Raw genomic sequence first — 13,672 nt, forward strand, 5'->3', positions numbered from 1 at the left:
TTATGAAAAGACCACATATTATTATTTTAAACCCTGATGAGATGCGATGGGATGCGATGGGACATATGGGAAACCCAGCGGCAAGGACGCCATTTTTGGATAAACTGTCGGATAAAGAGGCAGTTTTGTTCCGCCGTGCTTATTGCCAAAATCCAGTCTGCGTGCCAAGCAGGTGCAGTTTCCTGACGGGGTTATACCCACATACCCGAGGACACCGCACGATGCAGTATCTTCTTCGCGAGGATGAGCCAAGTCTGTTTAGCGAGCTAAAAGATGCGGGGTACTATGTGTGGATGAACGCACGTAATGATCTGGTGGCAGGACAGTTCCCGGGACTGGCAGACCGGCATGCGAGTGAGATATATTATTACGATAAGGATGAGAAGGAATCGGCAGCTGTTTCTAAAAATCAAGGACTTTATAGGAAACGGATAAAAGAGGAGACGAGGTTTCGCTATTCTCACTTTGAAGGGCTTAGAGAAGAAGGGACAGATAAAGACTGGGATGATACGCGGGCAGCCTGCAGAAGAATTTTGTGCCTGCCCGATCCTGAGAAACCGCTGTGCCTCTTCCTAGGCTGGACGAATCCACATCCGCCGTACCAGGCTGAAGAGCCTTATTTCAGCATGATTGACAGAGCAAAAATCCCTCCGGAGATAAAATTTGAGGAGACTGATGGGAAGTCTTTGATGCTTAAGAAGCTCCATGCATTAACACAGATGGGGGATTATACAGAGACACAATGGAGAGAACTTCGGGCGGTATATCTTGCTCAGTGCGCGAAAGTGGACGACATGGTGAAAATGGTGTGTGATACGCTTAAAGAAGCCGGAATGTATGAGAACAGCGCTATCTTTTTTCTCTCCGACCATGGGGATTTTTGCGGAGACTATGGGCTGCCGGAGAAAGCGCAGAATACTTTTGAAGACTGCCTGACTAGAGTGCCTCTTCTGATTAAACCGCCGAAAGGCTTTCAGACAGATGCTGGCATTACGGACAGCCTTGCCGAATTAGTAGATTTTTATGCCACGGTGATGGATTTTGCCGGAGTGTCGCCAAAACAAGACCACTTCGGGCGCAGCTTGCGCCCTGTACTTAATTCGCGGAGCGCGTCAGTACGTGAGTTTGTGTGCTGCGAAGGGGGAAGGCTGCAAGGCGAAGTACAGTGTGATGAGTGGCATGCAGAAGGAGAAAAAGGGCCTGCCAAAGAAAATCCATATTGGCCAAGGAAGACAGTGCAGTTGGATTCAGAAGCTCATGAGAAAGGTACGATGATATTTGACGGAAGATATAAATATGTGCATCGGCCGTCCGGGCGGAATGAATTATATGATTTACAGAACGATCCGGGTGAAAGAAAAAACATCTATGGGTCGAAAGTGGTCATTGGTCAGACGGAGAAAATGCAGAAGTTAATGCTTGACTGGTATCAACAGACATGCGATATTGTACCCAAGGATTATGACAGTCGTTTTACGGAAGAAGGTCTGTGGGCTGCCATGAGGACTGTCTGCCCATCAGAAATGGAAGAGGAAATACGCAAGTATCTCAGAGAAGAAAGTCCTGGTATCGTGCAGGCAATCCGTTATGTTCTAGAGAAAAAGGCTAAGAGATTACAACACACAGAGGAGAAAGAACAATGAAGATAGAAAAGTTAAGGACAAATCATCTCGGCAATCCAATTGGGTACGATCTGTCGGAGATATCACTATCATGGACAGCAAAGAGCAGCGGGAAAAAGCAGGAAGCGTCAAGGATCAGGGTGGCGGAGGACAAGGAGTTCCTCCGCCTTGTTTCAGACAGCGGATACAGAAAACTGGACAGCCTAGGACATATACCGGTAGACAAGGAGGGGCTTCCCTTAAAGCTTAAGCCATTTACACGATATTACTGGGATGTATCAGTGCGCGCAGATGATGGAGATGAAGGGGTAAGTGAAACAGCCTATTTTGAGACGGGAAGGTGTGGCAAACCCTGGACAGGAAAATGGATTACGGCTCCGTTTGAGGAACACCCTGTTTTCCGTGGAACATTTCAGGCAGAGAAGGGAAAAAAGGCTAGGATATGTCTGTGTGCCGCAGGGCTATATGAGGTGTGGTGCAATGGGAAAAAGGTAACGGAAGAAGTGCTGCTTCCGGGTTATCATAGCTATGACCTACAGTTGATGTACCAGACATTTGTTCTGGACGATTTTTTGTGCGGAGGGGTAAATGAGATCACGGTTATGCTCGGAAAAGGCTGGTACATGGGGCGTTTTGGATTTGGGAAAGGCGTTTCTGATATTTATGGAGACCGTATGGCGCTGATATGTGAAATCTATGTAGATGGAAAGTTAGAGGCATACAGCGGGAGAACATGGGTATGCAGAAAGTCCCCGATACTTGACAGCAATATTTACGACGGAGAGGTTTGGGATGCGCGTCTTGAAGATTACGGCGAATGGACGAGAGCAGAATACTTGGAAACGAAGGAAGCAGACTCCATGACAGGCAGGCTGACCGAAAGGGTTAATCCGCCAGTTACTATAGTAGAAAAGAGAAAACCGGCAGAGATTCTGACAACGCCTGGCGGTGATACCGTTCTGGATTTTGGACAGAACCTTGCGGGGTGGTTTGTATTTGAGTGTGATCTTCCAGAGGGACAGGAGGTCAGTGTGGACTGTGCGGAGTTGATGCAGGACGGAGAATTTTACAGGGAGAATCTAAGGACTGCGCGCGCATCTCTGACATATATATCAAAAGGAACAAAAGAGAGTGTACGGCCTCATTTTACATTTTTTGGATTTCGCTATCTGAGAGTAAGAGGCATTGTAGATTTAGAGAAGGCAGGGTTTGAAGCATGGGTTCTCTCTTCAGTGTCAGATAGGACAGGATTTTGGGAGACGTCAGATCAGAAAGTGAACCGGCTGATAGAAAATGCCAGATGGGGACAGATAAGTAATTTTATCGACCTGCCTACAGATTGTCCACAGAGAGATGAGAGGATGGGCTGGACGGGAGATGCGCAGATTTTCTGTGCTACTGCTTGCTATCATTATGATACAGCAGCTTTTTATGCAAAATACATGAAAGATATGTATCTGGAGCAATGTCAGATCGGAGGCAGTGTGCCATTTGTCGTTCCTTCGCCAAAAGTAGATTTGATGCCCGGGGCACGCCAGAGCAGCGGAAGTTGTGCGTGGAGTGATGCGGCAGTGATTATACCGTGGACGTTATATTTGTTTTATGGTGACAAAATGCTGCTTAAGCGAGAGTATCCGGGAATGAAAGCATGGGTGGACTATATCCGGACACAAGAGACAAAAGATCATCTCTGGAACAGCGGTTTTCATTTTGCAGACTGGCTAGCGCTGGATAACTCGGAACCAGGACCGATGGGAAAGACTGACCCGTATTACTGTGCAAGCGGATATTATTACTATTCAACTCTGCTGACAGCGAAGGCGGCTAAGGCGCTTGGATATGAGGCGGATGCGGTATTTTACAGGGAATTATCTGAGAAAATCCGTATCTCTGTACAGAAAAAGTATTTTGGTCTGGATGGACTATGTCTGTGTGATACGCAGACAGCCGATGTTCTGGCACTGGAGTTTGGTCTGTGCCGTGATGAAGACAGAGAAAAAATCGCATACCATCTTCACGATAAGCTGGAAGCAAATGGAATGCACCTGGATACGGGATTTATAGGTACGGGGTATCTGTGTAAATCCCTGGCACAAGCAGGACGGAACGAGGATGCGGTTAGTCTGCTTCTGCAGGAAGATATGCCAGGATGGCTGTATCAGGTCAGGATGGGCGCGACCACTATATGGGAGAGGTGGGACAGCATCTTGCCGGACGGACATATCAATCCGGAGGGAATGAATAGCCTAAATCATTATGCTAATGGCTCAGTATGCAGATGGATCTATGAAGAACTGTGCGGGCTGTCCCCGCTTGAACCAGGATTTCGCAAGGCGCTCTTTTGTCCTAAGCCTGATAGAAGACTGGAATTTGTAAAGGGGAATTACAAAAGTGCAGCAGGAACTTATGAATGTGGTTGGGAAAGGCGAGGGGATGAGTATATGTGTCATATCAAAGTCCCGTTTGACTGTTTAGCTGTTGTACGGATACAAGGACACCCTGTACAGGAGATTGAAGCTGGAGAATATGAGTTTCTGATTTCAGATACGGTGAAAGATGAGGTTATGAATCCGTATCTTCCATTGTGGGAATATGTGCCGGATGCGGAACCGAGAGTCTTTGGAGACAGAGTGTATGTGTACGGTAGTCACGATGCTCCGGGAACGGAAGAGTTCTGTGTGAGAGATTATGTTGTCTGGAGCGCTCCTTTGGATGATTTAGGAGCGTGGAGGTATGAAGGCGTATCTTATACTTATAAACAGACAGGAGAGACTTTGGAGGAAGCTGGTAATCTTGCAGCTCCGGACTGTGTCAAAGGTTTGGATGGAAGATATTATCTCTACTATAACCGCGGAGCAAAAAATGCCTGTGAAGTGGCAGTCAGTGACCGGCCGCAGGGACCGTTTGAATATATAGGGAATGTTGTGTTTCCGGATGGGACAGAACCCAAGGACAAGCTGTTTGATCCGGGAGTTTTGGTGGATGACGACGGAAAGATCTATCTGTACACAGGCTTTGTACCTACACCTGGATCGCCCTGGATTAATGTTGCGGGAAGGTACAGCCAGGCTTTTGAATTGGAGAAAGATATGAGGACAATTAGACAGGGACCGGTAGATGTGCTTCCGGGATGTCTGGCAGCCAAAGGCACAGAATTTGAAGGGCACGCCTTTTATGAGGCGTCTTCTCCGCGTAAAATCGGAGGAAAATATTATCTGGTATACTCTTCAGAGCAGAGTCATGATTTATGTTATGCTGTGTCTGATAAGCCGCTGGAGGGATTCCGATATCGTGGCGTTATCGTGTCAAATGCTGATATCGGCTATGCGGGAAATCAAAAACCCAAAACGCCTTACGGAAATACGCATGGAGGCCTGGCAGAGATAAAAGGACAGTGGTATATTTTCTATCATCGCCAGACACATGGCATCGAATGCTGCCGTCAGGGATGTGCGGAACCAGTATTCTTAAATGAAAAAGGAGATTTTGACCAGGTTGAAATGACAAGCTGCGGGTTAAATGGAGGGCCCCTACGAGGGATAGGAACCTACAGCGCAGCATATGCATGTAATCTGATGCATGAAAGCATTGGGAAGGAAAAACTGACAGTGAGAAAAAATGTCCGGAAAGAACAGCCGCATATTTTTGAAAGAAAGGAAGAGGGACAGGAGACAATTCAATATATCGCAAATATCCAAAAAGGAACAGTGGTTGGATTTAAGTATTTTAATCTGGGAGAAGCAAACAAAATCAGTATGGTTATGGATGCTTCAGAAGCCGGAGTGATAGGAGTATATCTGGATGAGAAATGTACAGAAAAAGCTGCAGAACTTGCCTTTGGAAAATCGGATAAATGGCAGCGGATTCAGACAAATTTCTGTACTCCCAGAGGAGTATTTCCGTTGTATTTTCGTCTGGAAAGTGATGCGGTTGTAAACTGGAAAGAATTTACGCTGCGGTAAAAATCAGCATATTGCTCAGCGGACATCGCAGCAGGAGGATATTATGTTTGAAAAGAGACATAACTATATTATTTGTGTAGATTCGGATGGTTGTGCAATAGACAGTATGACTATCAAGCATCAGAGATGTTTTGGTCCGGAGATGATAAAAGTATGGAATCTGCAGGAACACAAAAAAGAGATGCAGAAAAAATGGGATGAAGATAATCTGTATACAATTACAAGAGGAATTAACCGTTTCAAAGGACTTGTGCTTGCGCTTACATATGCGTGTCAAAGAGGATGGCTCGAAGAAGAGTTGTCTCTCTTGAAAGAGTGGACAGCATGTACAAAAGTTTTGTCTGCGAATAGTCTGCAAAAAGAAATCGTATTGCACAAAAATGAGCCGGGGTGCAAAACGTTGGAAAAGGCGCTTCTGTGGTCTGAACGGGTAAATCAAAGTATTGACAGGCTTCCAGATGTGGAAAAACCTGCATTTCCAGGGGCTAAAAGGGCGCTTCTGGCGGCAAAAAAGCGTGCTGACGTAGCGGTTGTCTCTGCGGCAAATGCGGAGGCAGTGGAGCGAGAGTGGCAGTACAATGGATTGGAAGAAACTGTGGATATTTTCTTTACACAAGAAAACGGAAGTAAGGCGGAGTGCCTTAAAAAGCTTCGGGAATATGGCTATGACAAGGAACATATACTGATGATTGGGGATGCCCCGGGCGATGTCGAGTCAGCAAGGGACGCGGGGGTACAGTTTTATCCAATCCTTACAGGCAGGGAAGCAGAGTCCTGGAAAAAATTTTCAAATGTCATTCTGGAAAGTCTGATTCAGGGGAAATATAGCTGCGAGTGGATGGCAGAAGAAACCAGAAAATTTTATGAAAAACTGGAAATAGGAAGATAGACTTTCCCATAGTGTTTCTACACCTGATTGCAGATTTATTGCAGATATGGTTTACGGAATCCTTACGTCCTTGTAAAATCGGAAGGAAAACGGTTTATAAAAATGGATAAGAAGAGGGAGCGATGTGACACCCTCTTCTATATTTATGGTTGATAAAAAAATATGAGGGGATGCACACTGCGCGCAAGAGGAAAATGGTTGCCGACACAACCGCGCTTCGGAGCGACAATGTGCAATGCACATTCTTTTTTACTCTATTCTAACGAAGAAGTTTCTGGTAAGATAGTGATGACAGAAATGTAAGAGAAGTAAGAGAGGGTGAAAGCATGAACAAGCTATCCAATTTGAAAAATAAGCTGTTGGTGGAGGAGACAAGAGATCGTATTTTCCGGTATATATTAGACAGCCAGATGGAGATAGGGACAAAGCTGCCGAATGAATTTGAACTGGCAGGGAAATTTGACGTGGGCAGAAGCACGATCCGAGAGGCGGTTAAGCAGCTGGTATCGCAGGGAATTTTACAGGTGAAGCAAGGTTCCGGTACATATGTGATAAATACAACGCCGGCAGACAGAGACCCGCTGGGGCTGCAGATGGTAGAGGATAAGATGAAGCTGGCGTTGGATCTGGCAAACGTGCGGATCATTTTAGAACCGGCTATTGCAGAGATGGCCGCGCTGAACGCAACTCCGGAGGAGGTAGAAAAGCTGTATGCCCTCTGTGAACGGGTAGAAAAGAAGATAGACCATGAAGATTCTTACGTGGAGGAAGATATTGCGTTCCATATAGAGATAGCAGTGTGTTCGAAAAATATGGTGATGGAACAACTGATTCCCATTATTGACACAGCGGTTATGATGTTTGTAAATGTGACCCATAAAAAGCTGATAAACGAGACGGTGATGACTCACAGGGCAGTGGTGGACGCGATTGCGCAGAAAGATCCGATTGGAGCGCGATCTGCTATGAGCATGCATATGGCTTTTAACAGAGATTTAATAAAGAAAATGATGAAAGAAGAAAAAAGAGCAGATGAATAAAGATTTTTCTGACATTTACTGATAATGAAATAGCTGCAAATCATCAGATGATTTGCAGCTTTATTTTTTTGAACTAAAATATAAAATTGGATATTTGGCGAAAAATACAATTTTTATTATGAAAAGTGCCTAATTTTATGTAATAAAAATATATAAAAAGTAGAAATATGGCGTGATGATTTGAAAAAAAGATTTTTATACACTATAATAATTTCGTAAAATATCAGATGATTTAAAAGAGAGAAGAAAAAGAAATCATCTGATGTAATGGAATCTGCCGCGCAGCCTGAACGGATTATCTTGTTGGCGGAATTAGAGCATGATTGCAAATTTTACACTATTGTTAAGCAATTCTAGTAACATTTAAGAAAGGGAGGAAAATGAATGAGCTTGAAAACAGGAATTATAGGATGTGGGAAAGTAGGAGATTTCCATGCAAAAGCCTATGCTGGATTAGAAAACAGTGTTTTCACTGCTGTATGTGATGCAAATTACGAGCGTGCGAAGGCTTTTGCAGATGCTTATCATGTAAAAGCTTACACAGACATTGCAGAGATGATCCAAACAGAGCAACTGGACGTAGTCAGTGTCTGCACCCCTCACCCACTGCATGCAAATCCAGCAGTTACAGCAGCAGAGAACGGCTGTAATGTGTTGATTGAAAAACCATTGGCTTCTACACTTGCCGATTGTGACAAAATCATTGAGGCGGGGGACAAGAACAAAGTAACGATCGGCACTATGGTGCAGCGGCGTTTCTACCGTCCATGCATGCGTATTCACGAGGCGATCAAAGACGGGAAGATAGGCAAGCCGGTTCTGGGTATGGTTACAATGCTCGGATGGAGAGATGAGGCTTACTACCAGAGTGATGCCTGGAGAGGAACATGGGACGGAGAAGGCGGCGGCGTACTTGTAAATCAAGCGCCTCATCAACTGGATCTATTGCTATGGTATATGGGCGAGGTGGAGGAAGTATACGGCGTGTGGAAAAATTTAAACCACCCATATATTGAAGTAGAAGATACGGCTGTAGCTGTCGTGAAGTTCAAAAGTGGTGCAATCGGAAACATTGTTACAAGTAACAGTCAGAATCCGGCGCTTTATGGAAAAGTACATATTTTCGGTGAAAACGGAGCAGGAGTCGGAGTGCAGACAGACGGCGGCGCAATGTTTATCGCAGGTATGTCTTCTATTACAGAGCCTCCTTATAACGACCTGTGGACGGTGCCCGGCGAAACGGAACAGTTGGAAGAATGGAAAAAAGGGGACTGCGACTTCTTCAACAGTGTGGATTCGATGTACTATTACCACCGTGAACAGATAGAGGATTTCCTGAAGGCTGTAGAAAACGGGACGAAACCACTGGTAGACGCCAGGGACGGACGCAAGACGGTGGAATTGTTCACCGCGATTTACCGGAGTACGAAGAGTGGAATGCCGGTGAAATTTCCACTCACTTAAAGAAAAGAGGAAATAGTTATGTATACATCTTATAATGAAGCCTGCGGTAAAGACTGTTCGGATCTGATGACAGATTTGAAATTGTGTGAGAAAGCAGGAATGGACTATATTGAGATACGGCTGGATATGCTGAGAGATTTTCTGAAAACAGGAACACTGGAAGAATTAACTGATTTTTTTGCAAAAAGCCGGTTGAAGCCACATGCAATTAATGCCGTATATCTGCGGCAGGATTTTCTAAAAGAAGATACAGATGCGGCAGACGATCCTGTAATGCAGGATTTTCTTCTGGCCTGCGAGGCGGGCAAGGCGATTGGCAGCCATTATATGATTATCGTTCCTCCGCTGGATCCAAGCGGAGTGTTTACAGGGGACGTACAGGAGGCAGAAAAAGACTGCATACGTATCTTAAAGAAGCTTTCCGAATTTGCACGTCCCTACGAAATGAATCTCTGCTTTGAACTGGTAGGCTTAAAAAAGAGCTGTGTGCGCACGATAGAGGCGGCAGACCGTATAGTACGCGCTGTGGATGAGGATAACGTAGGATTTGTCTTTGACTCTTATAATATCTATCTTTGCGGAAAGTGCAATGATTTTTCAAAGATTAGAGAGGTTCAGCCGGAAAAAATCTTTGCTGTCCATCTGATGAGTGCGGATGACGTGCCGGAAGAAGAAATGGGACAGGACAAACGCTGCTTCCCAGGGGAGGGAGTGGTTGACACAGATACCTTCCTGAAAACACTTGGGGAGACCGGATATAACGGAATGGTATCGGTGGAAACTTTCCGGCCGCAGTATTGGCGTCAGACGCCTGAGTGGGTAATTGAGAATGCATATCGGACAGTGCATGAGGCATTAAAAAAGAATGACTGCCTATCCTATTTATAATTATCTAATTTAAGAAAGAGAGGGAAAAAAATGACACCATTACAATTTGTGATTATGTTGGCTATCGCCATTGTTATCTTGACGATTCTCACGTTGAAATTCAAAATGCACCCGGTTATGGTGCTGTTCTTGACCGCTACGTTTTGTGGTCTTGCATCCGGGAAAGGAATCGTAAACACATTTGCTTCCATAACGGAATATTTTGGCTCGACCTTAGGATCTATCGGCGTTATGATTATCTTCGGAGCGATCATTGCGTCAGGAATCAATGACACAGGAGCAGCTACCAGTATGGTAAACTACTTTATTCGTCTTTTTAAGGGTAAATGCCTAGAGCTTGCGCCGTCATTGACAGGATTCATTATGAGTATCCCTGTTTTTGGTGATATTGCGATTATTCTCAACGCACCGATTTCCGCTATTCTTGCAAAGCGTAAGAAAATGGGCATGCAGCAGGTAGCTCCGTTTGTCAACCTGGGATTGACACTGACACACGGACTCGTACCGCCTACACCGGGTATTCTGGCAGTATCTGTTCTGCTCGGGGCGGATATAGGTACTGTGATTATATTGGGATTGATTTGTTCTGTGATTTCTTTTGCTGTCTGCTATCTCGGACTTCGCCCGATTTATGCAAAAAGCGAATATGTAGCTCCTCTGCCGCAGTATACGGAAGGGATAGAAGAGGTAGAGGATTCCGGCAACGTGGAGGCGCTTCTGATTAAAGAAGATCATGTTCCAAAGCCTCTTGCAGCCTTTACACCATTGCTTCTGCCGGCTGTAATGATTGCGGTTGGCTCTATCGGTAAGCTTTTCTGTGAAGAGGGAAGCGGTGCATATAAGTTCTTTGATGTTTTTGGAAATACCGTACTGGCTCTCTTTATCGGTATACTTGCCGTAGGATTTATGGTATTTGGACGTAAGACGAAGGTTATCGGCAAAGCAAATGATGATGGAAACGGATGCAAACTGACAGAGAAGAGCAGTTGGTTTGAAATCGTAATGAACAACTGGGTAGAGCGTGCGTTAAAGATTGCGATTAGTGCACTTTTGATTACGGCAATGGGCGGAGCTATGGGTGGAATCCTCCGCGAGAACGAAGCGATCCAGACTATCGGAGAAATGATCGGCGGCAGCGCGTTCCCGGCTCTTCTTGTACCGTTCATCATGGGCGCTATCTTGATGACTGTATGTGGATCTATGACTACGGCAGCTATGACAGCGGCTGGACTGATGGCAGGGTTAATGCCAGTTTTAGGACTGAATCCAGTAGTAACAAGCCTTGCAATCGGATGCGGTTCTATGGTAGGATGGCACGTAAACAACAGCGGATTCTGGATTTTCTCTTCATTATACGGTTTCAATGCAAAGCAGGGTATCAAATACTTTACGACAACAAATGCTCTTGGCGGAATCGTTGCATTTATCGTCCTTGCCATTCTTACAATGATCGGCATTGCATAATGTAACAAGGAATTAGGAGGTAGAGGAAAGATATATGGAACTGATAAGTCAGAAAATGAGAAAGCTGGCCCCAGAGCTGGATCCGCTTCGGATTGGGACAGGCTGGAAAAAGGAAGAACTGGAGAAACCGCAGATTATAATTGAAAGCACCTTTGGAGACAGTCATCCGGGAAGCGGACATCTGGATAAACTGGTAGAAGAGGTACAGCGGGGAGTGCAGGAGGAAGGCGGCAAAGGAGCGCGCTACTTTTGTACAGATATATGCGACGGCGAGAGCCAAGGGACGGACGGCATTAATTATAGCCTTGCAAGTCGGGAAATCATTGCAGATATGATCGAGATCCATGAGAAGGCAACTCCCTTTGACGGAGGTGTATTTCTCTCTAGCTGTGACAAAGGAATGCCTGGAAATCTGATGGGAATGGCGCGGGTCAATGTACCGTCTCTTATGGTTACCGGCGGTACCATGAGCGCAGGCCCTAACCTCCTGACGCTGGAGCAGTTGGGAATGTACAGCGCGAAGTATGAACGCGGAGAAATTGACGAGGAAACATTTAACTGGGCGAAATGTAATGCCTGCCCAAGCTGTGGCGCATGCAGCTTTATTGGTACGGCTTCTACCATGCAGATTATGGCGGAGGCGCTGGGTCTGGCTCTGCCGGGGAGCGCATTGCTCCCTGCAACCAGTCCAGACTTATTGGAATACGCATATCGTGCCGGCAGACAGGCAGTCCGTCTTGCCCTGGAAGGGATAAAGCCGTCTGATATTGTAACGGAGAAGAGCTTTGAAAATGCGATTCTCGTACACGCCGCTATTTCGGGAAGTACGAATGCACTTCTGCATATACCGGCTCTCGCCCATGAATACGGGTTAGAGATTACGGGCGATACATTTGACAGGCTGCACCGCGGTGCACACTATCTTCTGGATCTGCGTCCTGCCGGACGCTGGCCGGCAGAATTCTTCTATTATGCAGGCGGTGTGCCGGCGATTATGGAAGAAATCAGGGAAATGCTGCACCTGGATGTAATGACAGTGACTGGGAAGACACTGGGAGAGAACTTGGACGAACTGCGTCAAAATGGATTTTATGATAAATGCCAGAAATGGCTGGATGATGCAAACAGAAAGTATGAAATATCTCTGACAAAAGATGATATTATCAGACCGTATGACAAGGCGATTGGCACAGAAGGCAGTATTGCCGTATTAAAGGGAAATCTGGCTCCGGAGGGGGCGGTGATAAAGCATACCGCATGTCCAAAGGAAATGTTTGAGGCGACACTCTATGCCCGCCCGTTTGACAGCGAAGAAGAATGTCTTGATGCCGTACTGCATCACAAGGTACAAAAAGGCGACGCGGTCATGATTCGATACGAGGGGCCAAAAGCCAGCGGCATGCCGGAGATGTTCTACACATCAGAGGCGATAAGCTCTGACGCGGAGTTAGGTAGGAGTATTGCCCTCATTACAGACGGACGATTTTCCGGGGCGTCCACAGGGCCAGTGATCGGACACTGCAGCCCTGAGGCAGCCGATGGCGGACCGATTGCATTAGTAGAAGAAGGCGATTTGATTTATATTAACATACAGGAAAGAAAGCTGGAAATCGTCGGCATAAAAGGAGAAAGACGTTCTCCGGAGGAAATCGAGAAGATTCTGGCAGAGCGCCGAACAAGGTGGACACGTCGTGAACGGAAATATAAGCGCGGTGTGCTCCGGATGTTCAGCGAACATGCGGCCTCGACGATGAAGGGCGCATATCTGGAATTTGACGATTAAAGAAGCATAATTTTTGAAAAGTAGGCACTTACAGGGAAAGATGTAAGTGCCTGTTGTTTTTAGGATTGCAGCCTTTAATGTGTTCGTTTCTGAATCCATTGAAATCATCGCCAGGAATGCCATGCATAAGGTGATATAAAAGTTGAGTGCATTGATAGCACAAAGCTTCCGCACACGAAAGTTTTCAAATTGGAATATCTGCTTTTTGCAACGGAAATATTCTTCAATCTTCCATCTGGAAAAATAGGTTCTAGCCACCTTGATGACATCTTCTTTCGATTTTATTTCTTTATTGGTGGCAAGCATCATGGGATTTAAGGTAGTGCCTTTCGGTCAAGGGTACAAAGATATGTCCCCTCTGACCAAGGAACTGATGAAACTTGCGATGGAGAAAAAACTGGCTCACGGCGGGCATACTTTTCCTTTGAATAAAATATTGGTATTCGGACATACTATTTCCGGCGTTTAATAAATTGGGGAACATTTCTGTGTGATTTTTTAATAAAAAGTTCCCCAATTCCTATTGAATATTGAGGAGTATTATGGTATGATTTGTTCCC

General features: G+C 45.6%; 9 protein-coding genes. All 9 read left to right on the forward strand.

All coding sequences use genetic code 11. From position 1 onward, the window contains the following. Positions 1–2: 2 nt before the first annotated feature. The 9 genes from ACZ5C4_RS01275 (at position 3) to ACZ5C4_RS01315 (ending at position 13,581) form a co-directional block, all read left to right on the forward strand. The gene (locus tag ACZ5C4_RS01275; protein WP_464519457.1) at positions 3–1,643 is read left to right on the forward strand and encodes a sulfatase-like hydrolase/transferase; all 1,641 of its coding nucleotides are present in this window, start codon (positions 3–5) and stop codon (positions 1,641–1,643) included. Further along, positions 1,640–5,584, forward strand: a complete 3,945-nt coding sequence (locus ACZ5C4_RS01280; RefSeq protein ID WP_464519458.1) for a family 78 glycoside hydrolase catalytic domain — start codon at positions 1,640–1,642, stop codon at positions 5,582–5,584. The genes ACZ5C4_RS01275 and ACZ5C4_RS01280 overlap by 4 nt, the downstream gene beginning before the upstream one ends. A gap of 43 nt (positions 5,585–5,627) precedes the next feature. Continuing rightward, positions 5,628–6,473, forward strand: coding sequence for an HAD family hydrolase (locus tag ACZ5C4_RS01285; RefSeq protein WP_464519459.1), 846 nt, complete (start codon positions 5,628–5,630; stop codon positions 6,471–6,473). A 326-nt stretch (positions 6,474–6,799) separates the two neighbouring features. Beyond that, a complete protein-coding gene (locus ACZ5C4_RS01290; protein ID WP_464519460.1) occupies positions 6,800–7,513 on the forward strand; it encodes a FadR/GntR family transcriptional regulator in 714 nt (237 codons plus the stop codon). Between the two features lie 384 nt (positions 7,514–7,897). Continuing rightward, entirely contained in the window at positions 7,898–8,977 is a 1,080-nt protein-coding gene (locus ACZ5C4_RS01295; protein WP_464519461.1) for a Gfo/Idh/MocA family protein, read from the forward strand. 18 nt (positions 8,978–8,995) lie between these two features. After that, the gene (locus ACZ5C4_RS01300) at positions 8,996–9,865 is read left to right on the forward strand and encodes a sugar phosphate isomerase/epimerase family protein (RefSeq protein WP_464519462.1); all 870 of its coding nucleotides are present in this window, start codon (positions 8,996–8,998) and stop codon (positions 9,863–9,865) included. Positions 9,866–9,895: 30 nt separating this feature from the next. Beyond that, positions 9,896–11,329 (forward strand): GntP family permease, encoded by a 1,434-nt coding sequence (locus tag ACZ5C4_RS01305; protein WP_464519463.1) that lies wholly within the window; start codon positions 9,896–9,898, stop codon positions 11,327–11,329. A gap of 34 nt (positions 11,330–11,363) precedes the next feature. After that, complete coding sequence (gene ilvD / locus ACZ5C4_RS01310) at positions 11,364–13,112, forward strand: dihydroxy-acid dehydratase (RefSeq protein ID WP_464519464.1); 1,749 nt, start codon at positions 11,364–11,366, stop codon at positions 13,110–13,112. A 307-nt stretch (positions 13,113–13,419) separates the two neighbouring features. Next, a complete protein-coding gene (locus tag ACZ5C4_RS01315) occupies positions 13,420–13,581 on the forward strand; it encodes a hypothetical protein (RefSeq protein ID WP_464522375.1) in 162 nt (53 codons plus the stop codon). Positions 13,582–13,672: the final 91 nt, after the last annotated feature.

The sequence above is a fragment of the Mediterraneibacter flintii genome (genome assembly GCF_055387595.1).

Bases quoted from the DNA above. Each gene is read 5' to 3' on its own strand.
- ilvD (WP_464519464.1), top strand. From the start codon at position 11,364: ATGGAACTGATAAGTCAGAAAATGAGAAAGCTGGCCCCAGAGCTGGAT.
- ACZ5C4_RS01285 (WP_464519459.1), top strand. From the start codon at position 5,628: ATGTTTGAAAAGAGACATAACTATATTATTTGTGTAGATTCGGATGGT.
- ACZ5C4_RS01300 (WP_464519462.1), top strand. From the start codon at position 8,996: ATGTATACATCTTATAATGAAGCCTGCGGTAAAGACTGTTCGGATCTG.
- ACZ5C4_RS01305 (WP_464519463.1), top strand. From the start codon at position 9,896: ATGACACCATTACAATTTGTGATTATGTTGGCTATCGCCATTGTTATC.
- ACZ5C4_RS01280 (WP_464519458.1), top strand. From the start codon at position 1,640: ATGAAGATAGAAAAGTTAAGGACAAATCATCTCGGCAATCCAATTGGG.
- ACZ5C4_RS01315 (WP_464522375.1), top strand. From the start codon at position 13,420: ATGGGATTTAAGGTAGTGCCTTTCGGTCAAGGGTACAAAGATATGTCC.
- ACZ5C4_RS01290 (WP_464519460.1), top strand. From the start codon at position 6,800: ATGAACAAGCTATCCAATTTGAAAAATAAGCTGTTGGTGGAGGAGACA.
- ACZ5C4_RS01295 (WP_464519461.1), top strand. From the start codon at position 7,898: ATGAGCTTGAAAACAGGAATTATAGGATGTGGGAAAGTAGGAGATTTC.
- ACZ5C4_RS01275 (WP_464519457.1), top strand. From the start codon at position 3: ATGAAAAGACCACATATTATTATTTTAAACCCTGATGAGATGCGATGG.